General features: G+C 68.1%; 27 protein-coding genes, 1 tRNA gene and 1 other RNA gene. 14 read left to right on the top strand and 15 right to left on the bottom strand.

Features of this window, described 5'->3' with window-relative positions:
- Positions 1-3: 3 nt before the first annotated feature.
- Positions 4-1,341 carry a M28 family peptidase gene (locus ACFQI8_RS18615; RefSeq protein ID WP_390247467.1) on the bottom strand — a complete coding sequence of 446 codons (1,338 nt, stop codon included), beginning with the start codon at positions 1,339-1,341 and terminating at the stop codon, positions 4-6.
- A gap of 155 nt (positions 1,342-1,496) precedes the next feature.
- On the opposite strand from ACFQI8_RS18615, the gene ACFQI8_RS18610 reads away from it, so the two are divergent.
- Positions 1,497-1,652, top strand: a complete 156-nt coding sequence (locus ACFQI8_RS18610; protein ID WP_004967500.1) for a DUF7563 family protein — start codon at positions 1,497-1,499, stop codon at positions 1,650-1,652.
- A gap of 84 nt (positions 1,653-1,736) precedes the next feature.
- On the top strand, positions 1,737-3,536 hold the full coding sequence (gene pepF / locus ACFQI8_RS18605) for an oligoendopeptidase F (protein ID WP_390247465.1): 1,800 nt from the start codon (positions 1,737-1,739) through the stop codon (positions 3,534-3,536).
- 20 nt (positions 3,537-3,556) lie between these two features.
- Here pepF and ACFQI8_RS18600 read toward each other — a convergent pair whose 3' ends face one another.
- Positions 3,557-4,168 (bottom strand): universal stress protein, encoded by a 612-nt coding sequence (locus ACFQI8_RS18600; RefSeq protein ID WP_390247463.1) that lies wholly within the window; start codon positions 4,166-4,168, stop codon positions 3,557-3,559.
- Between the two features lie 377 nt (positions 4,169-4,545).
- Positions 4,546-4,653 (bottom strand) — tRNA-Lys (locus ACFQI8_RS18595).
- Positions 4,654-4,739: 86 nt separating this feature from the next.
- Here ACFQI8_RS18595 and ACFQI8_RS18590 point away from each other — a divergent pair.
- Entirely contained in the window at positions 4,740-5,984 is a 1,245-nt protein-coding gene (locus ACFQI8_RS18590) for a M20/M25/M40 family metallo-hydrolase (protein ID WP_390247461.1), read from the top strand.
- Here ACFQI8_RS18590 and ACFQI8_RS18585 read toward each other — a convergent pair.
- Positions 5,972-6,646 carry a DUF7119 family protein gene (locus ACFQI8_RS18585; RefSeq protein WP_390247459.1) on the bottom strand — a complete coding sequence of 225 codons (675 nt, stop codon included), beginning with the start codon at positions 6,644-6,646 and terminating at the stop codon, positions 5,972-5,974. The genes ACFQI8_RS18590 and ACFQI8_RS18585 overlap by 13 nt on opposite strands.
- Before the next feature lie 128 nt (positions 6,647-6,774).
- Positions 6,775-6,939: a hypothetical protein gene (locus ACFQI8_RS18580; RefSeq protein WP_390247457.1), complete on the bottom strand. Its 165-nt coding sequence runs from the start codon at positions 6,937-6,939 to the stop codon at positions 6,775-6,777.
- Between the two features lie 304 nt (positions 6,940-7,243).
- Between ACFQI8_RS18580 and ACFQI8_RS18575 the strand changes: the two genes are divergently transcribed.
- From ACFQI8_RS18575 to ACFQI8_RS18560, 4 genes are all read left to right on the top strand, one after another.
- On the top strand, positions 7,244-7,567 hold the full coding sequence (locus ACFQI8_RS18575; protein WP_390247455.1) for a DUF8134 family protein: 324 nt from the start codon (positions 7,244-7,246) through the stop codon (positions 7,565-7,567).
- 88 nt (positions 7,568-7,655) lie between these two features.
- Positions 7,656-9,434 carry a nitrite/sulfite reductase gene (locus ACFQI8_RS18570; RefSeq protein ID WP_390247453.1) on the top strand — a complete coding sequence of 593 codons (1,779 nt, stop codon included), beginning with the start codon at positions 7,656-7,658 and terminating at the stop codon, positions 9,432-9,434.
- A gap of 128 nt (positions 9,435-9,562) precedes the next feature.
- Entirely contained in the window at positions 9,563-9,847 is a 285-nt protein-coding gene (locus tag ACFQI8_RS18565; protein ID WP_390247451.1) for a DUF6360 family protein, read from the top strand.
- A 318-nt stretch (positions 9,848-10,165) separates the two neighbouring features.
- Positions 10,166-11,086 carry a DMT family transporter gene (locus ACFQI8_RS18560; RefSeq protein ID WP_390247449.1) on the top strand — a complete coding sequence of 307 codons (921 nt, stop codon included), beginning with the start codon at positions 10,166-10,168 and terminating at the stop codon, positions 11,084-11,086.
- Positions 11,087-11,125: 39 nt separating this feature from the next.
- On the opposite strand, the gene ACFQI8_RS18555 is transcribed toward ACFQI8_RS18560, so the two are convergent.
- Positions 11,126-12,073, bottom strand: a complete 948-nt coding sequence (locus ACFQI8_RS18555) for a DMT family transporter (protein WP_390247447.1) — start codon at positions 12,071-12,073, stop codon at positions 11,126-11,128.
- A gap of 202 nt (positions 12,074-12,275) precedes the next feature.
- Between ACFQI8_RS18555 and ACFQI8_RS18550 the strand changes: the two genes are divergently transcribed.
- Together ACFQI8_RS18550 and ACFQI8_RS18545 are read left to right on the top strand one after the other, a co-directional pair.
- The gene (locus ACFQI8_RS18550; protein ID WP_390247445.1) at positions 12,276-12,764 is read left to right on the top strand and encodes an Lrp/AsnC family transcriptional regulator; all 489 of its coding nucleotides are present in this window, start codon (positions 12,276-12,278) and stop codon (positions 12,762-12,764) included.
- Positions 12,765-12,808: 44 nt separating this feature from the next.
- Positions 12,809-13,084, top strand: coding sequence for a DUF7967 family protein (locus ACFQI8_RS18545; RefSeq protein ID WP_390247443.1), 276 nt, complete (start codon positions 12,809-12,811; stop codon positions 13,082-13,084).
- A 14-nt stretch (positions 13,085-13,098) separates the two neighbouring features.
- On the opposite strand, the gene ACFQI8_RS18540 is transcribed toward ACFQI8_RS18545, so the two are convergent.
- Positions 13,099-15,207: a PAS domain-containing sensor histidine kinase gene (locus ACFQI8_RS18540; protein WP_390247441.1), complete on the bottom strand. Its 2,109-nt coding sequence runs from the start codon at positions 15,205-15,207 to the stop codon at positions 13,099-13,101.
- Between the two features lie 239 nt (positions 15,208-15,446).
- Here ACFQI8_RS18540 and ACFQI8_RS18535 point away from each other — a divergent pair, with 239 nt between their 5' ends.
- Together ACFQI8_RS18535 and ACFQI8_RS18530 are read left to right on the top strand one after the other, a co-directional pair.
- Positions 15,447-15,830 carry an SHOCT domain-containing protein gene (locus ACFQI8_RS18535; protein WP_390247439.1) on the top strand — a complete coding sequence of 128 codons (384 nt, stop codon included), beginning with the start codon at positions 15,447-15,449 and terminating at the stop codon, positions 15,828-15,830.
- 133 nt (positions 15,831-15,963) lie between these two features.
- Complete coding sequence (locus tag ACFQI8_RS18530) at positions 15,964-16,110, top strand: hypothetical protein (protein ID WP_390247437.1); 147 nt, start codon at positions 15,964-15,966, stop codon at positions 16,108-16,110.
- A 61-nt stretch (positions 16,111-16,171) separates the two neighbouring features.
- Here ACFQI8_RS18530 and ACFQI8_RS18525 read toward each other — a convergent pair whose 3' ends face one another.
- Positions 16,172-17,404, bottom strand: a complete 1,233-nt coding sequence (locus tag ACFQI8_RS18525; protein WP_390247435.1) for an MBL fold metallo-hydrolase — start codon at positions 17,402-17,404, stop codon at positions 16,172-16,174.
- Between the two features lie 107 nt (positions 17,405-17,511).
- Here ACFQI8_RS18525 and ACFQI8_RS18520 point away from each other — a divergent pair, with 107 nt between their 5' ends.
- The gene (locus ACFQI8_RS18520; RefSeq protein WP_390247433.1) at positions 17,512-17,883 is read left to right on the top strand and encodes a hypothetical protein; all 372 of its coding nucleotides are present in this window, start codon (positions 17,512-17,514) and stop codon (positions 17,881-17,883) included.
- Positions 17,884-17,965: 82 nt separating this feature from the next.
- Here ACFQI8_RS18520 and ACFQI8_RS18515 read toward each other — a convergent pair whose 3' ends face one another.
- From ACFQI8_RS18515 to rnpB, 4 genes are all read right to left on the bottom strand, one after another.
- Positions 17,966-19,198, bottom strand: coding sequence for a digeranylgeranylglycerophospholipid reductase (locus ACFQI8_RS18515; protein WP_390247431.1), 1,233 nt, complete (start codon positions 19,196-19,198; stop codon positions 17,966-17,968).
- A gap of 231 nt (positions 19,199-19,429) precedes the next feature.
- Positions 19,430-19,741: a hypothetical protein gene (locus ACFQI8_RS18510; RefSeq protein WP_390247429.1), complete on the bottom strand. Its 312-nt coding sequence runs from the start codon at positions 19,739-19,741 to the stop codon at positions 19,430-19,432.
- A 105-nt stretch (positions 19,742-19,846) separates the two neighbouring features.
- Complete coding sequence (locus ACFQI8_RS18505; protein WP_390247427.1) at positions 19,847-21,010, bottom strand: zinc metalloprotease; 1,164 nt, start codon at positions 21,008-21,010, stop codon at positions 19,847-19,849.
- A gap of 83 nt (positions 21,011-21,093) precedes the next feature.
- Positions 21,094-21,524: RNase P RNA component (gene rnpB, locus ACFQI8_RS18500), an RNA gene on the bottom strand.
- 150 nt (positions 21,525-21,674) lie between these two features.
- Here rnpB and ACFQI8_RS18495 point away from each other — a divergent pair.
- Positions 21,675-22,277: a TIGR00296 family protein gene (locus ACFQI8_RS18495; protein WP_390247425.1), complete on the top strand. Its 603-nt coding sequence runs from the start codon at positions 21,675-21,677 to the stop codon at positions 22,275-22,277.
- 138 nt (positions 22,278-22,415) lie between these two features.
- On the opposite strand, the gene ACFQI8_RS18490 is transcribed toward ACFQI8_RS18495, so the two are convergent.
- Both ACFQI8_RS18490 and ACFQI8_RS18485 read right to left on the bottom strand, forming a co-directional pair.
- On the bottom strand, positions 22,416-23,573 hold the full coding sequence (locus ACFQI8_RS18490; RefSeq protein ID WP_390247423.1) for a nicotinate phosphoribosyltransferase: 1,158 nt from the start codon (positions 23,571-23,573) through the stop codon (positions 22,416-22,418).
- Between the two features lie 149 nt (positions 23,574-23,722).
- On the bottom strand, positions 23,723-25,156 hold the full coding sequence (locus ACFQI8_RS18485; RefSeq protein ID WP_390247421.1) for an Hvo_1808 family surface protein: 1,434 nt from the start codon (positions 25,154-25,156) through the stop codon (positions 23,723-23,725).
- A gap of 181 nt (positions 25,157-25,337) precedes the next feature.
- Here ACFQI8_RS18485 and ACFQI8_RS18480 point away from each other — a divergent pair, with 181 nt between their 5' ends.
- A complete protein-coding gene (locus tag ACFQI8_RS18480; RefSeq protein ID WP_390247419.1) occupies positions 25,338-25,910 on the top strand; it encodes a cysteine hydrolase family protein in 573 nt (190 codons plus the stop codon).
- A gap of 60 nt (positions 25,911-25,970) precedes the next feature.
- On the opposite strand, the gene ACFQI8_RS18475 is transcribed toward ACFQI8_RS18480, so the two are convergent.
- Positions 25,971-26,456 (bottom strand): PaaI family thioesterase, encoded by a 486-nt coding sequence (locus ACFQI8_RS18475; protein WP_007275440.1) that lies wholly within the window; start codon positions 26,454-26,456, stop codon positions 25,971-25,973.

The raw sequence follows: 26,456 nt of genomic DNA, 5'->3' as shown, positions 1-26,456 counted from the left end.
GCGCTACTCCCAACCGTCGGGCCAGATGCCCGCCGCCTTCATCCCCGTCTCGAAGTCGGCGTCGCGGAACGCCGCCGCGAGTTCGTTGTCGTCGAGCCGCGGAATCTCTCCGTCGGCGGCGGCCGCCGCGAGTTCGCGGACGATAAGTGCGGTCAACATCCCGTGTTCGCGGACGTTTCTGTCGTCGACCTTATCGCGGGTGTCGGCGTGGGTGTGGGTCCAGCCGCGGCCGCGCTCGCCGCTTTCGCTCCTGAGCTGGAGCGCCGGGACGCCGCCGCGGACGAACGGCCACTGGTCGCTGAACGGGTGCGGCTCGGGTTCGATGTCGACCGGGTGGCGCGTCTCGTCGCCGACTCGGGTCGCCACCGCGGCGGTCGCCTCCGAGGTGTGGCTGTGGGCGACGAGGTCGCGGAATCGCCCCGCGCCGTCGACGTTGACGACGGCGGCGACGCGGTCGAGGTCGAGGCGGCCGGCGAGGTGTTCGGAGCCGGTCAGACCCAGTTCCTCCGCGCCGACGCCGACGACGCGCACGCGGAGGTCGAGGTCCATCTCGGCGAGCAGTCGCGCCGCGGTGACGACGACCGCGATGCCACAGCCGTTGTCGAGCGCGCCTTCGGCGATGTCGTGGGCGTCGAAGTGGGCGCACAGGAGGAGTTCGCGGTCGGTGTCGGGGCCGACGCGACCCTCGACGTTCCGGCTCTCGCCGGGCGTCGTCTCGGCGTCGACCGCGAGGGTCGCCTCGCCGCCGCGGGCCGCGTAGTCGGTCAGCCACGACCCGGTTTCGGCGCTCACGCCGACCGCGGGGGCGGCGGCCTCCTCGTCGTAGCGGAGCGCCCCGGTCGGCGGGAGTTGGCCGGGGACGTGGTTGACGAAGACGAAGCCGACCGCGCCGGACTCGATAGCGTAGTTGAACTTCTCCATTCGGTGGACGAACCGGCCGCCGGTGGGGGTCGTCGCGCTGGCGACGGCCAGCGCGCCCTCCACGTCGGCCGCGTCGGTTTCGCTCGGCGTGCCGTAGCCGACGTCGACGAGCGGGCCGGAGACGGTCGCCCGCGGAGCGTACGGGAGCGCGACGGCTTCGAAGCGCCGCTGGTCGGGCGCGGTGAGGTCGAGCGACGTCTCGCCGCGACGCCAGCGGGCCATCTCGAAGGGGTCGAACTCGACGCGTCCGACGCCCGCGTCGGCGAGGGCGTCGGCGACGAGCGCGCTCGCGCGGCGGTCGCCCGACCCGCCGGCCATCCGGTCGCCGACGGCGGTCAAGTCGGTGAGGAACGCCCACGGGCGGTCGTCGACCCACGTCCGGGCGAACGCCTCGCGGACCGCGGGAGAGAGGTCGTCCATGGGGAATCCACACGCGCACCAGTCAAAGTGGTTTGCGCCGCCACGCGTCGCCGGCCGCGCCACGCGGCCGGAGTCAGGGGCGGGGTCGGGTCGGTGTCGGATGCCGAAAATCGCCCACAACATCTAACTCAGTTGACGTGGTACGAACGACCGCCATGCCGACATGTCAGAACTGTAATTCTTTCGTCACCGAAGGCTACGTCAGGGTGTTCGCCCCGGAGGGCATGGACGACCCCCGCGTCTGTCCGCACTGCGAGGACTTAGTCCGGGACGGCTCGCAGGTCCGAGAGGCGAGGGCGACCCGACACTAACCGCGTCGCGGCCGCCCGCTTCGACCCCGCACCGCCCCTCGATTGATAAGGCTTACCAGCCGCGCGCGCGTCGAAGTACCCGACATGAGTTCGGTTCCCGAGCGGAGCGACATCGACGAGGAGTACAAGTGGGACCTCGACAGCATCTACGCGTCTGACGACGAGTGGGAGGCGGCGTACGAGGACGTCGCAGAGCGCGTCCCCGAGCTGGCGAGCTACGAGGGTCACGCCACCGAGGACCCCGAGACGCTCCTCGAACTCTTCGAGACGATGGAGTCCGTGCTCCGCGAGGTGTCGATGGTCGTCTCCTACGCGAACCTCCGTAGCAGTCAGGACACCCGGAACCAGGAGTACCAAGCGCAGGCCGGCCGCGCGGAGGCGCTGGCGTCGAGGGCCCGGAGCGCGGTCAGCTATCTGGACCCCGAGCTACAGGACCTCGGCCGCGACGGCGTCGACGAGTTCGTCGAGGAAGAACCCGAACTCGACGCCTACGAGCACTACTTCGACGACGTGCTCCGAACGAAGGACCACACCCGCTCCGCGGAGGTCGAGGAAGTCCTCGCCGACCTCTCGGACGTGACCGGCGCGTCCAGCGACATCTACTCGATGCTCGCCAACGCCGACTTGGAGTTCCCGACCGTCGAAAAGCCCGACGGGACCGCGGTCGAAATCACGCAGGGCAACTTCACGAAGCTCCAGAAACACCCCGACCGGGAGTTCCGCCGGACCGTCCACGAGGAGTTCTACGACCGCTGGGCCGACGTGCGAAACGCCGTCGGCACCTCGCTGAAAAACAGTGTCAAGAAGGACGTGAAGACCGCGCGCATCCGCGACTACGACTCCGCTCGCGAGGCCGCCCTCGACGGCCCCAACGTCCCCGTCGAAGTGTACGACAACTTACTCGACACCGTCCGCGACAACCTCGGCCACCTCCACCGCCACGCCGAGTTGAAGCGGGAGGCCATCGCCGCGGACGAACTCCGGATGTGGGACCTGTACGTCTCTCTCACCGGCGGCCACGGCCCCGAGATTCCGTACGAACAGGCGAAGGAGTACATCGTCGAGGCCGTCGAACCGCTCGGCGAGGCCTATCAGGAGCGGATGGCCGAAGGGCTCGACGACCGCTGGGTCGACGTGTACGAGAACCGCGGCAAGCGCTCCGGAGCGTACTCCGCGGGCACCTACGACACCCAGCCGTTCATCATGATGAACTACCAGGACGACCCCGCGTCGATGTTCACGCTCGCCCACGAACTGGGTCACTCGATGCACTCCGAACTCGCCAACGACGCCCAGCCGTGGCACGACGCGAGCTACGACATCTTCACCGCCGAGGTCGCCTCCACGGTCAACGAGACGCTCCTGACGGAGTACCTCTTGGAGAACGTCGACGACGACGAACTCCGGATGCACGTCCTCGACGAGTACCTCGAACGGTTCCGCTCGACGCTGTTCCGCCAGACGATGTTCGCCGACTTCGAACTCCAGATTCACGAGGTCGTCGAGAACGACGGCGCGCTCACGCCCGACCGCTTCGACGAGCTGTACGGCGACCTGAAGGCGGCGTACTACGAGCCCGCGGCGACCGACGACCGCATCGCCCGCGAGTGGATGCGCATTCCGCACTTCTACTACAACTACTACGTCTACCAGTACGCGACGGGTATCTCCGCGGCGGCGGCCATCGTCGAGCGCATCCGCGAGGAGGGCGAGTCGGCCGCGGCGGACTACCGCGAGGCGCTGGCGCTCGGCGGCAGTGAGTACCCCCTCGACGTGCTCCGAACCGCCGGCGTCGACATGACCGAGCCCGAACCCATCGACGACGCGATGTCGGTGTACGCCGAGTTCCTCGACGAGGCCGCGACGCTTCTGGACCTCGAATAAGCGAAAAACGCGGTGCGGGCTCAGCCGACCTGCACGAGTTTGGCCTCCCCGGACGCGCTGTTGATGTGGACGTTGTACTCGCCGCGGTCGTCGGCGGCGTGGACGACCCACGCGGACCGCTGTTGAGACGGCGCTTCGATGACGGCGTCCTCGTGGCCGGCGTGGGCGAGTTTTTCGCGCGCGATGCGCCGGGCTTCGAGCGGCGACCGGACCGACCGCTCGCCGTCGCGGAGCCGAATCGTCGTCACCGGGACGCGGGCGAGTCGGCCGACCTGCTCGGCGACGCTCCCGTTCACCAGCCGGTCGACGCCCTCGCGGCCGTGGGTGCCCATCACGATGAGGTCGGCGCGGTGCCTGTTGGCGAAGTCGGCGATGGACTCCGCGGGGTCGCCGACGAGGATGCTCGTCTCGACGTCGATGCCGCGTTCTTCGGCGCGTTCGACCACGTCCGCGAAGGCGCGTTCGTTCCGCGACTTCGAGCGCTCGCCGTCGTCGTCGGTGTCCACGGGCGGTCGAGTGGCGTACAGCGCGTGAACGGACGCGCCGACCGCGTCCGCGAGGCGAATCGCGTGACTCGCCGCGTTCATTGACTCCGGACTGGTGTCGACTGGAACGACGATGTTGGTGTACATTTGTTGGCCCTTCTGAGTCAGAATACGGCGCGCCCGGGGTAATATCGGGTATTCGGTTCTTATTTTTCGAGAACGACCGGGTCGGTATGTCGCGCAGAGCGTGCTATCGAAGCCGAACTGCGGCGTCCGTTGAACGAACTCGGACAGAGCGACGATTGACCGCTCGTGTTCGCGAGAACGACGGCGTACGCTGTCGCTCACGCCGTTCGCTTCCGATGTAGCTCCTGTGGGGCCGTTTCACTCCGCACGGACTTCGTCGCAGAAACGGGCTGGGAGGGACTTGAACCGAGCCCAGACGTGCTCGCTTCGCTGTGCGCGACTGGTCGGGTTTAATCTCTCGAAGCCGTTTCACTCCTCACAGTTGTTCGGAGTAGAAACGGGCTGGGAGGGACTTGAACCCCCGACCGTCTGGTATCTTCCGAAACCACGCGACTCGCGTAGTCCCGCTAAAAGCCAGACGCTCTGCCTAACTGAGCTACCAGCCCTCAGCGATTTCTTAAGTGGGGATACTGATAAGCGTTTATTTTCGCCGTCCCCGCCTGCTTTGTACCCCGTTGCCGTCCACCACAACATGGACGTTCGCGACTTCGTGGACGCGCTCCTCCGGTTCGAGAGCGTCGCCCGCGCCGAGGCCCCGGCCCAACAGTGGGTTAAAAACCGACTGCACGACTTCGGGTTCGAAACCTACGAGTGGACCGCCGACCCGGAACGACTGGCCGAGCACTCGTCGTTCCCCGACGACCCCGACGACATCGACATCGCGAACCGCCCGAGCGTCGCCGGCGTGGTCGAGTTCGGCGACCCCGATGCGGGACAGACGCTCGTCCTCAACGGTCACGTGGACGTGGTGCCAGCCGACAGAGAGCTGTGGTCTCACGACCCGTTTTTACCCGACTGGGACGACGACGCGGGCACCGTCAGCGCCCGCGGCGCGGCCGATATGAAAGCGGGGCTCGCGGCGTGCGTCTTCGCCGCGCTCGACCTCCGCGACGCCGTCGAGGCGGGCGGTGTTGCGCTCGACGGGCGGGTCGTCGTCGAGAGCGTCGCGGGCGAGGAAGACGGCGGTGTCGGGGCCGCGGCGGCCGCGCTCGACAATACCTATCCGTTCGAGCGGGACGCCGCGCTCGTCGCCGAGCCAACGCGGCTCAAGCCGGTCGTCGCCACCGAGGGGTCGGTGATGAAGCGACTCCGACTGACCGGGCGCACGGCGCACGCGGCCTCGCGGTGGCGCGGCGTGGACGTCATCGAGATGTTCGAGGCGATTCGGGAGGCGTTTTTCGACCTCGAAGCGGAGCGGACCGACGCGGTCGCGCATCCGCTTTTCGACTACCCGATTCCGTGGCCCGTCTGTGTCGGCCGCGTCGAGGCGGGGTCGTGGGCGTCGAGCGTCGCGGGGACGCTCACCGCGGAGTGGCGACTCGGCGTCGCGCCGGGCGAGACGGTCGAGGAGGTCGAAGCCGCGTTCGACGAGCGACTGGCGCGCGTCGTCGCCGACGACGAGTGGCTCTCGGCGCACCCGCCGGTGTTCGAGCGGTTTTCGGTGCAGTTCGAACCGGCAGAAATCGACGCCGACGAGCCGGTCGTGGAGTCGTTGCGCGCGGCGCTCCGGGCCGACGGCCGCGACGACGAACCGGTCGGCGCGACCTACGGGGCCGACTCGCGGCACTACGTGGAGGCGGGCGTTCCGACGGTGCTGTTCGGCCCGGGCGACATCGACCAGGCGCACTTCCCGGACGAAACCGTCGAGTGGGCGGAAGTCGAGGTCGCGCGGGACGTGATTCGCGAGACGGCGGCGCGGTTCCTTCAGTCGAGGTAGTCCTCGAGGGCGTCTGCGACCACGTCGCCGGGGGGCGTGTCTTCGAGCGAGGCGCGGCGGCGGAGTTCGAGGTACACGTCGGCCGGGAGCGTCACGTCGAGCGTGCCGATGTCGACGCCGTGGTCGGCGAGTGCGTCCACGGCCGGCGTGCCGTCGTTGACCTCGCTGGCGAGTCGGCGGACCTCGCGGACGGTCAGTCCGGCGTCGAGCGTCGCCCACGCGAGGTGGAGTCTGGCGTCGCCGGAGACGCGGGCGATGTGCTTGGCGGCCGTGGGCGCGATGCGGCCGCGGGCGACGTGCCGGCGGACCGACTGCGGGAGGTCGTGGACGCGGGCCCACTTGCGGATGAAGGAGACGGACACGTCGCCGCCGGCGCGCTCGGCGGCGCGCTTGTAGGAGCCGACGCCGCGGACGAGCGCGGCGCAGGCGGCCGCGCCGCGGAGCATGAACACGTGGTCGTCGTCGCCGGCGGTGGACTCGGCGAACGAGCGAACCGTTCTGGCGGCCTCGGCGAGGCTGTCGGGGTCAGTGGGGTCGAAGCCGACGGCCTCGCGGGCGCGGTCGCCCGTGACGGCGGGGTCGCCGCGGACGACGGGTTCACCGACCGGTTCGCGTCGGTCGGCCGGAACCTCGGTCGTTCGTCGGCGTTCGTCGTTCGTCATCTACGAATCGATAGCGCGTTCGGGTTTAAAAACGTCCCCCCGAGAGGCGAGATTCGCGCGCGAGCGGCCGGCCGCCCGGGAACCGACCGCCGCGGACGGGCAGAGACTGCCGGCGGTCCACGGTCGGGTTACTCCTCGCGGGACTCAGAGAGGTGCGACCAGATTTCGGTACAGCCCGCGCCGTCTTCGAGGTCCTTGAGGTGGGCCGCGGGGTCTTCGCCTTCCGCCTCGGCGGACGGGTCGGCCTCGGCGTCGCGGTCGCGGTCGGGTTCGAGTTCTGCCTCGCCGGTCATGCGTCACCCTCCGTGGACTGCTCGAACAGCTCTGGGGCGACGTCGGCGGAGGCGTGTTGTCGGACGGCGGTGCGGTGGTCACTCATCACCACCACGTACCGGCCGGACCCGCATAAGGGAATCCGCACCTGTAATGTGTACCCCCACTCCCGGCTACCGGAACGGGTTGCCCCTACCTCTGACGGCCGGTTTCGGACACAATCGCACGACTACGGCCGAACTACCTCCGAAGCGAGCGTCGTGCTCCCCCGCGGGGATTGCGGGCGCCGTCCCGCATAGGTAGCCGGAGCCCGGAGGGTGAGGTATGAGCGTCTCCCTGCGCGTCCTCGACGACGGGGCGTGGGTCTCCGTGAACGACACCAGAGAAGTGAGCGTGAGCGAGCTCTGGCGGCTCGACGACCCGTCATTCTGTGGGTGCGAGCTTCCCGACTTCGTCGTCGAGAACGTCCTCGACGTCGGCGCGGACGGCAGAACCGTCTCCGCGAAAGTGTACGGCCAGTGCATCGCCTGCGGCCAGACGGGCGTGCCCGGTTGGGTTCCGGTCGGGAGGCTCCGCGAGGGCGAATTCGTCGATATCGACCGCGAGCGGGTCGTCCTCCCGGTTCGACGCGGCGACGACGATGAATAAGCAACATTCTCCGCTTTTGGGCAGCACCGGGAAGGGTTGACGGTACGCTCGGGGCCTTACGTGGGCACGTATATGGATATTCATACGAATGCCCACGGACGTCGAACGCTGGAAGTCGGAGGTCTACGGTAACGAGATACGAGAGCACTTGCTCGAATTCGCCGAGCAGGGCTGGGATTCCATCCCGGAAGACGAGCGAGACGCCTGGTTCGAGCGCTTCAAATGGTGGGGGCTGTACCACCAGCGCAACGGACAGGAGTCGTACTTCATGATGCGCATCGGGACGCCGAACGGCGTGCTGACGCCCGGCCAGACCGAAGTCGTCGCCGAGGTCGCCGACGAGTACGCCCGCGGCCCGGCCGAGAACCCAATCTTCGGCAACGGCTACGTCGACTGGACGACCCGCCAGTCGATTCAGCTCCACTGGATCAAACTGGAAGACATCCCGGAAATCTTCGATAAGCTCGAATCGGTCGGTCTGTCGACCCAGCAGGCCTGCGGTGACTCGTGGCGCAACATCGTCGGCTGTCCCGTCGCCGGCAAGGACAAACACGAGCACGTCGACGCGCTCCCCGTCGCGATGGAGCTCAACGAGACGTTCAAGGGCAACGACGACCACTCGAACCTCCCGCGCAAGTGGAAGGTCTCTATCACCGGGTGCCGCGAGGGCTGTGGGCAGGGCGACATCAACGACCTCGCGCTCGAACCCGCGACCAAGGAAATCGACGGCGAGGAGACGAGAGGCTTCAACATCCGCATCGGCGGCGGCCTCTCGCGGAACGAGCCGCGGTTCGCCCGCGACATCGACGTGTTCGTGACGCCCGAGCAGGCCGCCGAGGTGTCGGGAGCCATCTCCGCGCTGTTCCGCGACAACGGCGACCGCGACAACCGCTACAACGCCCGCATCAAGTTCCTGATGGACGAGTGGGGCGCAGAGAAGTTCCGCGACGTCCTCCAGGAGGAGTACGTCGACTTCGAACTGGAGACCGCCGGCGACGACCTGCGCTCGGAGTACTCCTACAACTCCGGCTACGCCGACGGCGGCCACTCCGACCACGTCGGCATTCACGAGCAGGCCGACGGCAACTACTACGTCGGACTCGACGTCCTCGTCGGTCGCATGGGCGTCGACGACACGAAGGAACTCGCCCGCGTCGCCGACGAATACGGCTCCGGCGAGATTCGCATCACCCAGCGTCAGAACGTCATCATCACCGACGTGCCCGAGGAGAAGCTCGACGCGTTGCAGGACGAGGAGCTCCTCGACCACTACTCGCCCGACCCCCACCCGTTCATGCGCGGCTCCATCGCCTGTACGGGCACCGAGTTCTGTTCGCTCTCCATCGTGGAGACGAAAAACCGGCAGGTCCGCTACGCCCGCTGGCTCAAGGAGAACGTCGAACTCCCCGCGGGCGTCGAGGACTTCCACATCCACCTCTCGGGCTGTACGGCCTCCTGCGCCCAGCCGCAGATTGCGGACATCAGCCTCCGCGGCATGAAGACCCGCAAGGACGGCGAGCCGGTCGAGGCGCTCGACATCGGCCTCGGCGGCGGCCTCGGCGAGAACCCGAACTTCGCCGAGTGGGTCACCCAGCGCGTCCCCGTCGACGAGGTTCCGGGTGCTATCAAGAACCTGCTCGCCAACTTCGAGGAGCGCCGCGAGGGCGACGAGACGTTCCGCGAGTTCGTCGCCCGGACGGACGAGGAGGACCTCGCCGAACTGGTCGAACCCGAAGAGACCAGCTACGAGGACCCGATGATGCACAACACGAAGCGCACGTGGTACCCGTACGCCGACGACGACAGCCTCGACGCGAGCCCCGCGCCGACCCGCGCCGACGGCACGCCCATCACGAGCGACGACTGAGCCGACCGTTCCCGGCCGGCGACCGACCAGAACCGCCGCGTTCGTCGCCGGGTTCCGACGCCGGTCCGCGTCGGTGACGGCTCACCGCCGCGCCACCTATGTACGACGACACCGATACCCACTCACAGATGCCAGACCGAATCCTGAAGGTCAACGCCTACACGACGCTGGACCTCGTCGACGCGTCGGCGACGGGCCAAGAGTTCGAGGAGTCGGCGTTCGCCGTGTGCAACGTCACCTCGCCGCGGAAGCACCCCGACGAGATTACCCTCGAACTCGAACTCGACTGGACGCAACTCGACGCGCTCGCGCCGCACGCGGACACGCTAACGCTGTCGCCCGAGGAGGCCCGAAAGCTCGCGGCCGACCTCGAAAAGCACGCCGACCGCGTCGAAGCCGAACAGCGCGACTGACCGCGGTCTCCTGATTTTCGACGACGGTTCGACGGCTCCGAGCGACGCGGCCGCCGGCTCGAACCCACCGAGAGCGACAACACCACCCATGGCAACGTCTGACCAAATTTAGTCAACGAATCGTGGTAAACCGTGACTCGAACTGCGTATTCGTACTACAACAAGACTAATCGTTAGACATATGGCTTCGGAAGTCGCAGAACGTGTTGTGATACAGACGACGCCTCTACGCCGTCCACGCACCGAGCGTCGACCGCACTCCACCTCCCGCGCTCGCCCGGCGAATCGAACGCCGGCCACAGCGCGGGGGGTGGTGGCGTGAGCCGTCACCGGAGCCTCGTCCTCTTCGTCGCGGCCGCGGTGCTGTTCGGCACCTCCTTCGTCGGCATCAAGGCCGCCATCGGCTCGGTCCCGCCGGTGCTGTTCGCCGCCTTCCGCGTCGACGTCGCCGCCGTCGTCCTCCTGACGCTCGTCGCCGTCCGCGGCGGCTACTGGCTCCCGCGGACCCGCGCCGACGCCCTCGGCATTCTGGCCAGCGCCGCGTTCGTCCTCGGGGCGAACAACGTGTTTCTCTTCGTCGGCCAACAGCACGCGACGACCGGCGCGGCCGCCGTGATGTACAGCATCATGCCCGTCGCCTCCCCGGTGTTCGCCGTGTTGCTCCTCGACGACGCGCGCATCTCGGCGGTCGACGCCGCCGGCATCCTGCTCGGACTCGTCGGCGTCGTCGTCATCGTCGGCCCCCAGAGCGTCCTCGGCGGCGGGAGCGTCGGACAGGCGCTCATCGCCTGTTCGGCGCTGTCGGTCGCGTTCGGAACCGTCCTGCTCAAGCGCGTCGGGCCCGCTATCGGGACGCTCCCGCAGACCGCGTGGGCGATGGCGGCCGCCGCCGTCGGCATCCACGCCGCGAGCCTCGGCCTCGGCGAGTCGGTCGCGCAGGTCGCGTGGTCGCCGGAACTCGTCGCCGCGATTCTCTACGTCGGCATGCCCGCGACCGCCGCGGCCTACCCGGTCTACTTCGCGCTCCTCGCGGAGGCCGGCCCCGTCCGTGGCAACCTCGTCGCCTACGCGATGCCGGTCGTCGCCACCGTCACCGGGTGGGCGTTCCTCGGCGAGACCGTCTCGCCGGCGACCGTCCTCGGCTTCGGGGTCATCCTCTCGGGGTTCGTCTTGGTCCAGCGCGAGAGCGTGGCCCGGGTGGTCGGCCTGCGGGGAAGCGTCCCCGCGGAAGCTGAGTGAGAAAACAGAGAAAACAGACCTCGAAACGCGGACCCGAACTCAGACCGCGACCCGCCGCCGGAGCGCGACGGCGACGGATACCAGCGTCTCCTTTTTCATCGCCGCGAAGCCGAAGAAGATGGCTCCGAAGCCGACGAGCGCCGTCGCGTCGATGACGTGTCCGAGAAGCGCCCAGCTCATGAGCGCCGCGACCACGGGCTCGACGTAGCCGATGAGGTTGAGTTCGGTCGGCCCGAGGCGGTCCAGAAGTTCGAAGTAGAGGAGGAACGCCACCGCGCCGGAGACGAGCGTCAGATAGAGGAACGACGCGAGGCCGGCGGGGGCGAGTTCGATGGCCGAAAGCGACTCGCCGTTGGCGAGCGCCCACGCGTGGAGCAGGACGCCGCCGCCGAGCATCGCCCACGCCTGCATCGACTGGACCGGGAGGTCGGTCCGGAGCGGGCGGGTGAGAACCGTACCGAGCGCGAACGACACCGCGGCGAGGAAGATGAGGACGATACCGAGCCCCTGCGTCGAACCGGCCGAACCGGAGAACGCAGAGACGGGGTCGGCGACGAGGACGACGCCGGCGAAGCCGGCGAGGAGTCCGACCGTGCCGGTCCTCCCCAGCGACCCCTCGGGGAGGACGAACGAGGCGAACACGGCGGTCAGGATGGGTGAGAGGCTGATGATGATAGAGGCCACCGCGCCGGGGACGTGTTCCTGTCCGAGGTAGAGCAGGCCGTGGTACGCGGCGATGATGAACACCGCGCCGATAGCGGTTGCGAGCAGTTCGTCTCTCGTCTCCGGCCGCCAGCGGTCGGTCGAGTAGCAGGCGTACGCCAGCATCACGAGGCCCGCGAGTTCGTAGCGGAGCGCGGCGAAAGAGAGCGTCGGGAAGAACTCCAAGCCGACCTCGATGGCGACGAACGAGGTGCCCCACATCGCCGCGAGCGCGACGAAAAGCAGGGGCGTCGTCGGAACGTTTCTCCAAGTGGTTCGCGTCATAGTCGAATCTGTTTCATCTCTCAGAGCCAGACAATGTTAAAGCCTTCTACAAGAGATTCAATTTGAGTTGGAGTTTAGAATATATTTTCTGTGTTTTCCTGTATCAAACGCTGTATAATTCGTTATAGTTCGATTGGGCTCGAGAGGTGGCGAAAACGGCGGACAGAACAAGGACTTACGTCACCGACCGCAACGGGGAGGTATGGACGAACGCGACGTGCGCCTGTTGAAGGCCATCGCGGACCTCGGGACGGGCAGTCCCGAGAAGCTACACGAAGCGACGGACATCCCCGTGTCGACCATCCACTACCGCCTGAACAACCTGAAAGACGACGGCGTCATCGAAAACGACCTCTACGACATCGATTTAGAGGCGTTCGGACTCGGCGTCACCGTGGTCGTGGAAGTGTTGGCGGACTACAGCGGGTCGTACGAGGGCGTCGGAAACAAACTGCTGGAGATAGAGGGCGTCACACAGCTCTACTTCACGATGGGTGAGACGGACTTCATCGTCGTCGCCCACCTCGCGGACTCCGACCGCGTGGAGCGACTCATCAGCGACTTCGAGGCGACGCCGGAGGTCGAGCGAACGAACTCGACGTTCGTCATCTCCTCGATGCGCGACAGCCACCGGGCGCTCCAGAGCTACACGCTGGAGACGCTCCTCGACGAGTTGGGTATCGAGGACTGAGAAGCGGCCGAGGGAGTATCACGGTTCGGGCCGTACCGTCGACCATGGCGAACGACGTGCGGACGTGGCTTGTCGAACGGACCTACTCGGACGACGAACAGAACATCATCATCCTCGTGTACGCGACAACCGACGGAACGCGCTACCACCGGAAGGAGCGCTCGCTGACGAGCTTCGAGTCCGACGTGCGCGACACCTACGCCGCCGTCGACGTGCCCGAGGACGAACTGGGGCGCGTTGCCGACGAGGAAACGAGAGAGTCGTACGCGGCCGCCGCGACCGAGATGGCCGAGTCCCACGAGCCGACCGACACGGTCTGAAACGGCCGGTCGACTCAGCCGACCGACGCCAGCGGGAAGGTGACGACGGCCACCGTCCCCGTCGGGTCGTTGTCCTCGAAGTGGACCTCGCCGCCGAACGAGTCGACCAGCTGGTGAACGAGGTAGAGCCCGAGGCCGGTGCCGGTGCTTTCGAGTCCCTTTTCGCCCTTACCGAAGACGACCGACTTCCGCGCGTCGGGGATGCCCGAACCGTCGTCGGCGATGCGGATGCGCGCCGTCTGGGCGTCGTCGTTCACGGTCGCCGAGACGGTGACGACGGTGTCGTCGGCGTTGTGCTGGACGGCGTTGTTGAGGAGGTTGCCGAGCACCGACGCGATGAGCGGGTTCGCGCGCACCGCCACGTCCGGAATCTCGCCGTCCACCTCGAACGTCGCGTGGGGGAACGCCTCGCGGCGGACCGCGAGTTCGCGCTCGACGGCGTTCGCGAGCGACATCGGGCGGGTCTCGACGCCGCCGCCGCTCATCGTCTCCATGAGGTCGCGGGCGACCTCGGTTATTTCGATGGTGTGGCGGCCCGTCGAGAGGATGCGCGAGAGGATGTCCGCGCCCTCCTCGTCGACGTGTTCTCGGAGGAGCTCCGCCCAGCCGACGACGACGGCCATGTCGTTTCGAATGTCGTGGCGGACGATTCGGTTCAGCGCCTCCAGTTCGGCGTTCATCCGTTCGAGTTCGTCCTCGCGGGTGCGGCGGGCGGTCACGTCCTGAATCGTCCCCCTGAGCGCCGCCACTCGGCCGTCGCGGATGACCGGCTCGCCGCGGGTGCGGACCCACAGCTCCGCTCCCTCGGCGGTGACCAGTCGGAACTCGTCTTCCCACGGCACGCCCTCGGACCGACAGCGGTCCAACAGCTCGCGGACCCGGTCTCGCTCCTCTGCGGCGTAGAACTCGACGGCGTCGTCGACCGTCGGCTCGTAGTCGAGCGGCACCGCGTGGATGCGCTTGGTCTGGTCGGTCCACGCCAGCGCGTCGGTCGTGAGGTCGACTTCCCAGCCGCCCACCTTCGAGATGCGCTGGGTGCGTTCGAGGAAGTCGCGGCTCCGTTCGAGCTCGTCCTCGCGGGCCTTCTGCTCGGAGAGGCTCTGGAAGACGACGACGTCCCGGTCGCCTTCGAGGGACGTGATGGAGAACCGAGCCGAGACGAGTTCGCCGTCGGGCCGGCGAATCGCCACCTCGCCTTGCCACTTCCCGTCGGCTTCGAGCGCCGGCGGCACCGTCTCCCGCAGGCGTTCGAGCTCCGCCTCGTCGTGGAGGTGGCTCCAGCCGGTCCCGAGCATCGACTCGGCGTCCGGGTAGCCGCAGATGTCGGCCGCGGCCTCGTTGACGTACACGTGCCGGTCGTTCTCCGTGATGGTGACCCCGGCGTCGACGGCGTCGACCGCCTCCTTGAACGCCGCGAGGTCGCGCTCGCGTTGGCACTCTCTCGTCACGTCTTCGACCGTCGAAATGAGTCGGTCCCGCCCCGAAATCTCGGCGACGGTGAGGCTCACGCGAATCCAGACGGTGTCGCCGGCGGCGTTCTCGATAGGCCACGTGAAGGTGTTATCGCCCTCCTCGCGGGCGGTCTCGACCTCGTCGAAGGCGTGCTCGGAATCGTAGCCGGAGATGTCCGGGGTCACGTCCGTCGGACTCGTGTCGAGGACTGACGCGCGGTCGATACCGAGGATGTCCAGATAGTGTTGGTTGATGTCGACGAGTTCGAGTGTTTCGAGGTTTCGAACCGCGAGTCCGACGTTGACGGCCTCGAAGAGTGCGCGGTGGTCGAGCGAGCCGACGGCGGTGCGACCGGCGTCGTAGACGGCGCGGCCGAGCGCGTCGAGGTCGCGGTCTGCGACGGTCGACCCCTCGTACGAGACGCGCGGAACGCCGTCGGTGCGGCGCTTCGAGACGGGCGATTGCCCCTCCGAGTCCGCGACCTCCGTCGAGACGACGAGACAGTCGATGCGGGCACGTTCGAGTTCCGCGTGGACCGCGTCGGGGCTGTCGGCGGTCGAGACGCGGACATCGGTCGTCGAGTCGCCGACGAAATCGGGAAGCTCGGTGGCGAGACGCTCGCGAACGGCGGGGTCCTCGTGGACGACGAGGACGTGCAACCGACCGGGCATACCGACGAGAGGAAAGCGAGGTTCAAGTATGAACCGACAGCTGTCGGCGAGAAATCACGACCGGCGCCCGAGCGAACGCCGTGCCCGACCGCGCCGAAGATTCTAACCTCCGGGCGGCGCAAAGCGGGGAAATCCAATCTCTGCCGGCGTCGGAGCCGTAGGTCCGAAGCGACAACCGACCTAAACGTGGAGCGCGTACTGTCTCCTGTGAGGCGGCACCCGCCGCCTCGGTGAACACCATGACGACGACAAACGACTCGACGCGACTCGCGGGCATCGTCCTGCTCGCGCTGGCCGCGCTGTTCGCGCTCCCCGCCCTCTTCGGGATGGCAGGTCTCGGCGGCGGCATGCCGATGGGATGGGGCGGCGGCTGGATGCACGACACGTGGATGCACGGCGGAACTCGCGGGACCGTCCCGTGGTGGATGTGGGGGATGGGAATCTTCGGCCAACTGCTCGTCCTCGCGGTCGTCGTCGCCGGCGGCGTCCTCCTGTTCCGCGCCCTGCGCGACGTGGGCGACGGAGGCGACGACGCGCTCGACGAACTCCGCCGGGCCTACGCCCGCGGCGACATCGACGACGAGGAGTTCGACCGCCGCCGCGAGCGACTCGAACGCGACTGACGCGTCGGAAATCGAGACAGTCGGGGGGGACAGGCGAAACCGGGGGGTTTCGACCGGGTGGCTCGCGGAAGTCCCCCGAGACCGGACACGCGCCGACCGCAACGACTATATTTATTTAGGCCAACCTAAAAATATGAGTTCAGATACGTCCGGTGGGAAGCTCCGCTCGTTCGTCGGCCGGTTCCGGTCACAGCGGACTCGGCTCCGCGTGTCCGCGTGCGTCGCCGCGAGTCGGTCGATAGCGGTGCCCGACGACGCCGACGCCGACGACCGCGTCTGAGCGCCGACGACCGGAGCGCCGTCAGCCGCCGGCTGGCGATTCGCCCCGACAGCCGCGCGGCTTAGACCTCGACCGTCGTCCCGATTTCGGGAGCCGCCGCCTCGTAGCCGTCGGCACGTAGCTCCTCGGCGAACGCCCCACAGCGGTCGCCGTGGTTGACGAACACCGGCGCGTCGCGGTAGTCGCCGAGGAACGACAGGAGCCCCCGTCGGTCGGCGTGGGCCGAGAAGTCGTACATCTCGGCGCGGGCGGCCACCGGGACGACGCCGCCGTTGAGTTCGCACCGGCCGCGTTCGACCAGTTCCCTGCCCGGCGTCCCCTCGACCTGATAGCCGGTGAGACAGATTTTGTTCGTCGGGTCGCCTCGAATCTCGGGGATGTACGTCATCGCGGGACCACCCGAGAGCATTCCGCTCGTCGTCACGATGACCGAGTTCTGTCGGGCGATGCGCTTTCGCTGGCCGTCCCGGCCCGAGACGATTCGGGCGTTCGACTTCGCCCGCTTGAGCGCCGCCGCGTCGCGGACGTAGTCGGGGTGGTTTCCGAGCATCTTCAGCACGCGCGTCCCCATGCCGTCGACGTAGCAGTCGATGTCGTGGGCGTCGAGCACCATGAGGAGTTCCTGCGTCCGGCCGATGGCGAACGCGGGCACGACGACGGTGCCACCCTCCCAGACGGTCGTCCGCACCGACTCGACGAAGCGCTCTTCGACGGTCGCGCGGTCGTCGTGTTCCACGTCGGAGTAGGTGGACTCACAGATGACCACGTCGGCGTCCGGGCGGTCGGTCGTCCCTGAGACCAACCGCTGGTCGTCGGTGTGGAAGTCGGCGGTGTACAGCAGGCGCGTCTCGCCGTCGTCGACGAGGACGTGGGCGCTCCCGGGGATGTGGCCCGCGTTGTAGAACGTGACCCCGTGGCCGGCGGCCTCGAACGGTTCGCCGTAGTCGTGGTGTGCCGACTGCTGGGTCATCCGCCGGACGTGCGTCTCGGTGAACGGGCAGTTGTAGCTCCCGCCGTGGAGTTTGAGCGTGTCGCGCGCGAGAGTTCGCGCGAGTTCGTCGGTCGGCGGCGTCCAGTGGACCGCCGGCCAGTCGTCGCCCGACAGGAGCGCGGGGACCGTCCCGACGTGGTCGAGGTGGCCGTGCGAGACGACGACGGCGTCGGGTTCGACGGAGCCGACGGGGAACTGCGGGGGATTCCCGGTCAGCATCCCGTAGTCGAGCAACAGCGAGTCGTTGACGAGAATCGCACTGCGCCCGACCTCCTCGGCCCCGCCGAGGAACTGGAGTTTCATTGCCGGCAGTACCGACCGGAGGGGCTTTTGCTCGTCGGTCCGGCGGACCGGCGGCCGACGGACTCGCGGGCTCGACGCTTTTCAGGCCGGCCGCCGTCTCCCGAGGCGTGACCGGCTCCGACCCTCCCTCCGACGGCGACCGCGACGCACTCGCCGAGTCCGACCGCGCCAACCTCGACCGACTGGTGACGACGCTTCACGACCGGCTCGCCGCGACGGCGACCCGGCCCGTCCGCGAGGACGCGAGCCGATGGCTCGGCGAGGCGGAGGCCGTCGCGGGCGACCTCGCGGTCGGTCCGCTCCCGGACGACGAGGTGGTTCGGACGCGACTCGGCCACGTCGAACGCCTGCTGTCGAGCGTCGGCGAAACCGAAGACGAGGCGGCCGACGAACACGTCGCGTCGGCGCGGGCGGCGCTGACCGACGCGTTGGCGACGCTCGGTGGCGGCGGAAGCGACGAGGGCGACGACACCGAGTGAGCGGCGCGGAAAGAGAGACCGAATCGCGAGCGAGAGACGAGAGTCGCGGGGACCGAAAGAGACGCCCGTTCCGGCCGGCGGCTCAGTTCGAGAACCAGTCCCGCGCGGTGGACGCGAGGATAGAGAGGTCTTCGAACTTGAGCATGCGGAACATGGCGAGCGGACTGCCGCCGTTGGCGGCGTCCAACTGCTCGTCGGGGAGGCGATGGAGGTCTTCGAGCAGTTTGTCGTAGCGCTCGTTGGAGGCGCGGTAGAGCATCTCCGTCATGAACAGCCGGTTTTTGACCTTCGGCGCGACGCGCTCGTTCCACAGCTGGTCGTAGACGGCGAGCTCGGAGGCCGAGGTGTCGCGGTCGGAGTTGATGAGCGCGCGGTCGGCGGTCGCGGCCGCGACCCGGCCCGAGCGCATGCACTTGTCGATGCCCTCGCCCCACAGCGGGTCGACGGTCGGGACCGTGTCGCCGATGGCCATGAAGCTGTCCGTGCTCATGCGGCCCGGCAGTTGGATGTGCGCGGAGCCGCGGTGCTGTTTGCCCGCGATGCGCTCCGCGTTCGCGAAGCGCGGGTCGGACTCGGTCCAGTACTGGAGGTAGTCGTCGATGGTGTAGCCCGACTTGGCGTTGTGGCGGTGGCCCTCGTTTTGGATGTAGCAGACGCCGACCTTCGCGGTGTCACCGCCGGTGTGGAATATCCACGAGTAGCCGCCGGGCGCGATGTCGTGGTCGAGACGGAGCATCATCGCGTCGGTGAGGTCGCCGTAGCCGTCGGGCGCGAGGTCCATGCCCTCGAACTCGTACTCGATGCCGATGGCCTGCTTCTCGCGGCGGAGGTCGCACACGTCGAGGGCCTTGGCGAGCGGCGCGCTCGGTCCGGTCGCGTCGATGACGATGTCGGCGTACACCTCCTCGTCGCCGTTGTATCGGACGCCGACGATTTCGCCGCCCTCCATGACGGGCTTGGAGACGCGCGCGTCGAATCGGTACTCCGCGCCGTCGGCTTCCGCCTCGTCGACGAGCCAGTTCTTGAAGTCGGCGAATTCGAGGACTGCACCGGGCTGGTGCCGGTGGTAGTGGTTGTTCGGAGACTCCAAGACGACGTCGTCGGTGAACTTCATCACGACCTCGTCGGGGATGTTGAACGAGGCCATCGTCGACGGGAACGTCCCGGCGGTCGATTTGTTACTCCTGGAGGGGAACTCGTCTTCGGACTCGGTTTCGAGGACGCACACGTCGTAGCCGCGGGCGGCGAGGTCTCGTGCCGCCTGTCCACCTGCGGGGCCCGCGCCCGCGATAATCACGTCGTAGTTGTCAGTCATTGTAGAGTAGGCATCACCGGTAGGGTTGGTCGTCCGCGTTACACACCTGTTCTGTAACAAGCGTGTAATCTGCTTTGGTTTTGACCGGGGGAAACGCGGGGGCGTTCGGCGGATTCCGTCCGCTCCGAAGCGACAGAAATCCGCGGGAGATGGCGGGCGAGCGGGGAGCGCGCCGCTGGAACGCGGCGAAGCGGCGACCGACAGGACCGCAAAACGGGCGAGAGGCGACGCTCAGGCCTTCGGGATGCGGCGGACTTGGAACTCGCGGTAGCCGCCGTAGGCGGCTTCGAGCGCCCCGAGCCACCAGTTCCAGCGCGTCGCGGGGCCGCCCTCGGACGCGTCGCGCATGTTCCGCACGATTTCGTCGCCCGTGAGCGGCGCGCCGCGGTCGGCCTCGGCCCGGCCCGAGTCGGCGAGGTCGCGGGCCTGTCGCGCGACGACCCGGCGCTCGGCGTCGGTGCCGCCGAACTCGGCGAGCGCGTCGCGGAACGACTCCTCGTCGAACGCGGGATGGGCGTCGCCGTGCCTGTCGGTGGGAATCACGACACCGTCTACGCGGGCCGTACCAAAGAAGGACTCGGCCGATTCGGGTGGGTCAACACCGGCGGTTTCGGAAGCGCGCGCCCGACGCGCGGCGCGGTGACCCCGCTACGTCCACCACTCGCTCCGGCGCTCTCCGTACGTCGCGTTCCGGAACGGTTCGGGTTTGTCGTCGTCGGCCTCCGCGCCGAGGTAGTAGGCGGTCCAGTAGCCGACGTGCCAGCCGACGGCCTCGGTGTCGAGGTCGACGAGGACGACCCGATACTCGCTGTACGTCTCTAGCGCGTCGTCGCCGTCCGGGTCGTAGCCGCCGCCGATGGCGCAGGAGGCCGCGCCCGCGGCGCACGGCGAGGTGTCCGCAAAGGAGATTCGCACCTCGGCGTCCGCCGGGTCGTCGACGTAGGTGTAGGTGAGGTTGTCGGGCATCCCCGGCGCGCCGTCTTCGAAGTAGTCGAGGGCGTGGCGAATCTGCTCGCGGGCGGCGTCGGGGTCCGAGGCGTTCGCGTCGTCCACGTAGACCGTGAAGTTCGGGTCGTCCCACGGGAACGCCTTGTCGGTCGCGTTCGTCCGCGGGAGCGTGTAGAGGATGCCAGTGGCGTTCATCAGCTCCGCGGGCTCGTCGCCGTGGGCGAGTCCGAGGGTGTGGCCGAGTTCGTGTTCGACGATGTCGACCGTCGAGTCGTCGCCGAAGCCGGTGCGGATGTAGACGGTTTCGGGGCGGTCTATCTGTCGCGCGTCGGTGAGATAGGGCGCACAGCCGACCGCGTCGTCCTGCCCGCCGCACTCGGGGACGGTGTCGATAAAGCGGACCACGATGTCCGGGTCGCGGGCGTCGGCGTCGACCTCGTAGTCGACTTCGTATCCGAGATAGCGCGAGTCGTTCGTCTCCCAGAACGCCGTCGCTTCGCTCACGAACGCGGCGTAGTCGCGGTCGTCATCGGGCGCTTCGACGGCGACGACGACTGGCTCAGAACCCCACGGGCCGTATCCGGATGCGGGGGTGAACGTCTCCGTCGGTTCGGGCGTCGGCGACGCGGTGGGCGTGGCAGTCGGTGTCGCGGTCGTCGCCGGTGTCGCGGTCGTCGTGGTCGCTGAGTCGGCGGTTGCCGTGGTCGTCGGTGTCGCGGACGCCGTAGTCGCTGAGTCGGCGGTCGGTGGCGAAGCCGCAGACGTGGCAGTTGTCGCCGTCGTCGCGTCGGTTCCCGGCGACATCGGCGCGGCACAGCCGGCGAGGACGACGAGCGCCGCGACGAGGAGAGTCGAACCGCGCATACCGAGACTGCGGCGGCGAACGGGCAAGAGCGTTTCCCGGCGCAGTCACCGACCGGCAAAGCGGTCGCTCGGGGTTCGAAAGCGGCTGAGAGGAGTAAGCCCCCTTCTGTTCGTCCCAGCATTCGGCTCAGCGTCCGCGTCCTTCTCGGGGCGAGCCCCGAGGGCGCGACGGGCGAACCCGACGCGCCGTCCGAACTACCTTCGCGGCGCGGACTTGCACCGGTGAGGATTCGCCGTTCCACCCGTTCTCGACCGTCGGAGATGGCGACGCCATCTCGCTCCCTCTGCGGGTTAACTCCCTTCCCTTACGGGTCGGTTCGCTCGCGGACGGAGAGCCGTCCGCGCCGGCGACGGCGTGGCCGTCGCGCGCGCATCATCGGTCGGGTCGAGCGGTCTCGTTTCTGTTCCAGCGCCAGCCGTCTCCGACTCCGGGCTTGCGCCCGGTCACCTGTTCAGACGGTGGGGGGACTTTCCTCATGCCCGTCTCGGGCACGGGAACTGGGCTCTCTCTGCCGACCTACCCTAGTCCAGTCGGTCGGATAAGCGGTTCGATTAACGGGGTCCTACCTGGGTTTAGCCACACGTTATATCGCAACGAAACTACATAACAACTGGATAACATCCGAGGGAAGCGTTGAAGTCACCACAGAACTTGAATGGTAATATGTCCGAGGCGCAGACCGTACACCTCACCTACGATGATGGGGCGCGGGCGGTCGAACTAGCGCGGGAATCGGTCGAATCGTACGTTCTTCACGGACAGAGAGAACAACCGGGTAGCATGCGCGACGCGTTTTACGCCCGAACCGGGGCGTTCGTCCGCATCAAGTCGACACGCGGGCGCGGTCGACTGCGGGGCTGTGCGGGCGCGTATCGGGGGAAAGACCAGCTCGGTCACGCCATCGTCGACGCGGCAATCAAGGCCGCCTCGGGCGACTCGTGTCAGACCGAAATCGAAGCACCCGAACTCCCGAACCTGAACATCTCTGTTTGCATCGTCAACAACTACACGCTGACTAACGACCCAGTCGCAGATATCGAACTCGGCACTCACGGAGTCGCCATCGATGCCGGCGGCACCCACGGCTGGATGTATCCGACGCTCCCCATCGAACTCGGCTGGTCGAAAGAGGAGTTCCTCACGAACGCCTGTCGCAAAGCCGGCCTGTCGCCGCTGGCGTGGCAGGACGAGGACACGATGATTACCCTGTTCGAAGGGCAGGTCTTCCGCGAGCGCGACGACGGCGGGAGCGTCGAAGCGCTGTAAGCCGTCGCGGCGACGACTCGACTCCTTAGGAGAGAGACACAACCCGGCGAGCGACCGTTCCGAGCGTCGCCTATCGTCCGCCGTCTGTCGTCTGTCGCCTGTCGTCCGTCGTCGCAGACCGAAACCGGGGTCGGTCGCCTACTCGTCACCGAAGCCGACGCGCTCGGCGTCTTCGCTGGCCCGCGTCGCGGCCGCGTCGATGTCGAAGCCGAACTCCGAGACGACCTCGCCGTCGCGGATGAGGGGTTCGAGGAGCGACTCGCCGTCGGTCGGGCCGGGCCGCCCGCGGAGGCCGACGTGGTGGCCGCCGTCGGCCGTGCGGTAGACCTCTTTGACGCCGGAGAGCTTGCCCCGCTTAGCCGCGGGTTCGCCGTCGACTTCGACGATGTCGAGCGCGAAGTCCACGGGGTCGGCGTTCGAGATGTAGCCGCCGACGCCGAAGCCCTCGACCACGTCGCGGAGGTGGCGGAGTTCGACCGGGCCGAGACCGCCGCTCACGAAGATGCCGACGTCCTCGTGGCCGCGGGCGTCGAGCTCCCAGCGGACCTCGCGGACGATGTGGCGGAAGTCGCCGCGGCGCGAGGAGGTGGTGTCGAGGCGGACGCTGTCGAGGTCGTCACCGAGCGTCTCGACGGCCTGCAGGACCTCCTCGACCTCGTCGCCGTAGGTGTCACAGAGGGCGACCCGCGGCACGTCCTCGGGGACGGCCTCGTCGAAGGCGCGGAACGCCTCGGCCTGATGGCCGCGCCCGAAGGCGATAAGCAGTGCGTGGGGCATCGTCCCCGACGCCTCCTTCCCGAGAATCTCGCCGGCGGCGACGTGCGAAAAGCCGTCGAGGCCGGCGACGAGGGCGCTCCGCTCGACCATCGCGGCGATGGCGGGGTGGACGTGTCGTGCGCCGAACGACAGCACCGTCGAGTCGGGGGCCGCCGCGCGGGCTTCGAGGGCGGCCGTCGCACAGCCCGACGCGTGCGAGAGGAAGCCCAGAAGCGAGGTTTCGAGCCGAGCGAACTCCAGGTAGTCGCCCTCGATTCGCATCACTGGGCCGCCGTCGAACAGCGTGCCCTCGGGCACGGCGTCGACGTCGATATCGCGGCCGGAGAGCAGTTCCGCGGCGTCTGTCACGCCGGCGAACAGCTCGAAATCGCCGTCGGGGAACTGGTCGGCCGTCACCTCGGCGACGACGCGGGGGTTCTTCCCCGCGTGTCGGAGGGTCGCCTCGGTCCGCTCGAAGTAGGCGTCGGTCGCGACGCCGTCGCGGATTGCCTCGGGACCGACGATATCGAAGTCACTCATTGCCGCGGATTCCACCCGGCCGATGAAAAAGGTGTATAATCGGTCACGTACGTCGAAGATGAACTCGCTTCACCGGGTCAGCAGACGGCGACGGCCGCAAAAGAGCGAGTCCGCGGGCGGGGAGAGGAAAAAGCGTCCCGGCGCGGGGGTTACGACGCGAGCCCCGGCCGAATCTCGTCCACGTCGGCGGGCGTCGGTCCGTTGACGATGACGACGCGGTCGCCCGTGCGGACGACCCGGAAGGCGTCGTTGAACGGGCCGTCCTCGACGACGTAGATGCCGTCGTCGCGCTGGGCGGCGTCGTGGGCGCTGAGGACGTTCAGGTAGGCGTCGCGGAACTCCCGCGCGTCGCCGTCGGTGTCCCACTCGGTCACCCAGACGTAGCCGTAGTCGGCCTCCGCGCCGGCCGCGTTGCGGTAGGGGAACAGGCGGTCGTTCGCCCAGCCGTTCGACGGCTCGGCGTCGTAGTTGTACGTGTCGTACCGCGAGTTCGTGTCAGCGATGGACTGGACGCGAACCGTCTCCGCGCCTGACGTGCGGGCCTGATACCAGAACATCGCGAACATCGACGCCTCGCCGACCGTGTCGGAGCCCTCGACGCCCTGGTCGGGGAAGGTGGTCCAGCCGTTCGTCCCCTCGTCGGCGAAGGAGATGGGACGGGGCGACTCGTCGGTCACGTGGATGGTCTGTTCGGTGGACGCCGGCGGGTTGCGAAGCGCGTCGTTGACGGCCTCCCAGCCGCCGCGCTCGTAGAGGTCGTGGACGTAGACCGGGCCGTCGGAGTACGGCTGGTAGATGGTAATCAGGACGCCGAGGTTCGGGTTGCCGCCGCGGCTGTTTTCGGTGTCGGGCGTGGCGACGCAGTCCCACGTCCCGGCCGCGCACCGCTCGCTGTACTGTCGTTCGACGTAGCTGGCGTCGCCCTCGATGACGCCGTCGGTGGCGAGGTCGCCGTCCTGCGTCTCGCTTCGGAAGCGGGCGTCGGTCAGGTCGAACCGCTGGTCCTGAACGGCGTGGACCAGTTCGTGAATGAGCGTGGCATTGTCGATGGTCGGCTCGCCCGGGGAGTCGGTGACGATTTTGATCTCGCCGTCGGACGGCGAATAGAAACCGAGGACCGAACTCCCGGTCGTCGCCGAGATGGCGCTCGCGCTCCCGGTCGACTCACCGGCGATGAAAAGCGCCTCCCACACTTGGTCGTTCCAGCGGTTGAACTCGGAGTCGGACGAGCCGGAGCCGCCGGCGTTGGCGCTCCGGTAGTCGTCGCGGGAGATGACGCTGACGGGGACGCGCTCGTCGAACTCCAGCTCTCGGATGTGCTCGACGCGGGCCATCCCGCGGGCGACGAACGCCTCCATCTCGGAGTCGTTCAGCCCGTCGGACTGGTCGACCGCGATGGGCTCGTCGTACCAGTAGCCGTTCTCCCAGCCGAGCACGTCCTGGGCGGGGTCGTCGAAGCCGTTTCTGTCCGGGTCGGGGGTCGCGGGCGACACGTCGCCGCCGGGCGCGGCCGTGGGGGCGGCACAGCCGGCGAGAACCAAGAGTACGGCGGCGAAAACGGCGCGGAGACCGGTGGTTCGCATATCGTACCCTTAGACTCCGGAGTGAAGTACCTTGTCGGGTTCGGGCGTCGAAACGGCGGGCCGCGAGTTGGTTCTGGTCGGGTCAGTCGGGTCGAATCGGCTGAGTCGGGTTGGGGCGGGTCGGTCGAGTCGAAAACCGGACCGGCGTACTGTTTTGGTCGTTCCGGCTCAACCAACCCGCATGGCACTCGACCCGAACCGGACCGCGGTGGTCGTCGTCGATATGCAGAACGGCTTTTGTCACCCCGACGGGAGCCTGTTCGCGCCGGGGAGCGAATCCGCAATCGAGCCGGTTACGAAGCTCGTCGCCGCCGCCCGCGACGCCGGCGCGCGCGTCGTCTACACCCGCGACGTCCACCCGCCGGAGCAGTTCGACGACAACCACTACTACGACGAGTTCGAGCGCTGGGGCGAACACGTCGTCGAGGGGACGTGGGACGCCGCCCTCCACGGCGACCTCGACGTGCGCGACGACGACCTCGTCGTCGAGAAGCACACCTACGACGCGTTCTACCGGACGCAACTCGAGGGCTGGCTCGACAGCCACGGCGTGGACGACCTGCTCGTCTGCGGGACGCTGGCGAACGTCTGCGTCCTCCACACCGCCGGGAGCGCCGGCCTGCGCGACTACCGACCGATTCTCGTCACCGACGCGCTCGGCTACATCGAAGAAGGGCACAAGGCGTACGCCGTCGACCACGCCGACTGGCTGTTCGGCGAGACGAGGACGCTCGCGGACGTGGCGTTCGAGTAGCCGGTCGGTCCCGCCGGACGCGGCCGGTGTCCCGGGGACGGCGTCGGTCACGACCGCAGTTCAGTCCCGGAAGAGCCGATACGCGCCCTGTCCGGTGGCGACGGCGTCGTCCCAGTCGCTCGACGGCGACTGTCGGGCGGCCACGTCGGCGTCTCCCTCGGGGTCGGTGCTGACGACGGTGATGGTGCTCACGCCGACCGACCCGCCCGCGCGGACCACCTCCGCGACCGCCGTCAGGTCGCCCGACGCTCGCCGCAGGTAGTTCACGTTGAGGTTGATGGTGGCGACGCCGCCGGCGACCGGGTCGTCGAGCATCGTCCGGAGGGCGATGCCGCCCGCGGTGTCGATGAGCGTCGCCGCGATGCCGCCGTGGATGGTGGGCGGCGACACGGTGTTGGTGAGCTTCTCGTCGTACGGAATCGACATCACGATGCGGCCGCGCTCGATGGCGTCGACGCTGGTGTCGAGCCACGACAGGTAGCCGTGTTCGTCCTCGATGTGTCGCTGGACGATGGCCGCGGCCTCGGCGGGAAAGTCGTCGGTCAT

It is taken from the genome of Haloferax chudinovii, assembly GCF_042663345.1.
GTDB classification, from domain to species: Archaea; Halobacteriota; Halobacteria; order Halobacteriales; family Haloferacaceae; genus Haloferax; species Haloferax chudinovii.
The sequence above is the reverse complement of the archived record's forward strand: the minus strand, read 5'-3'. Positions and strand labels throughout refer to the sequence as shown.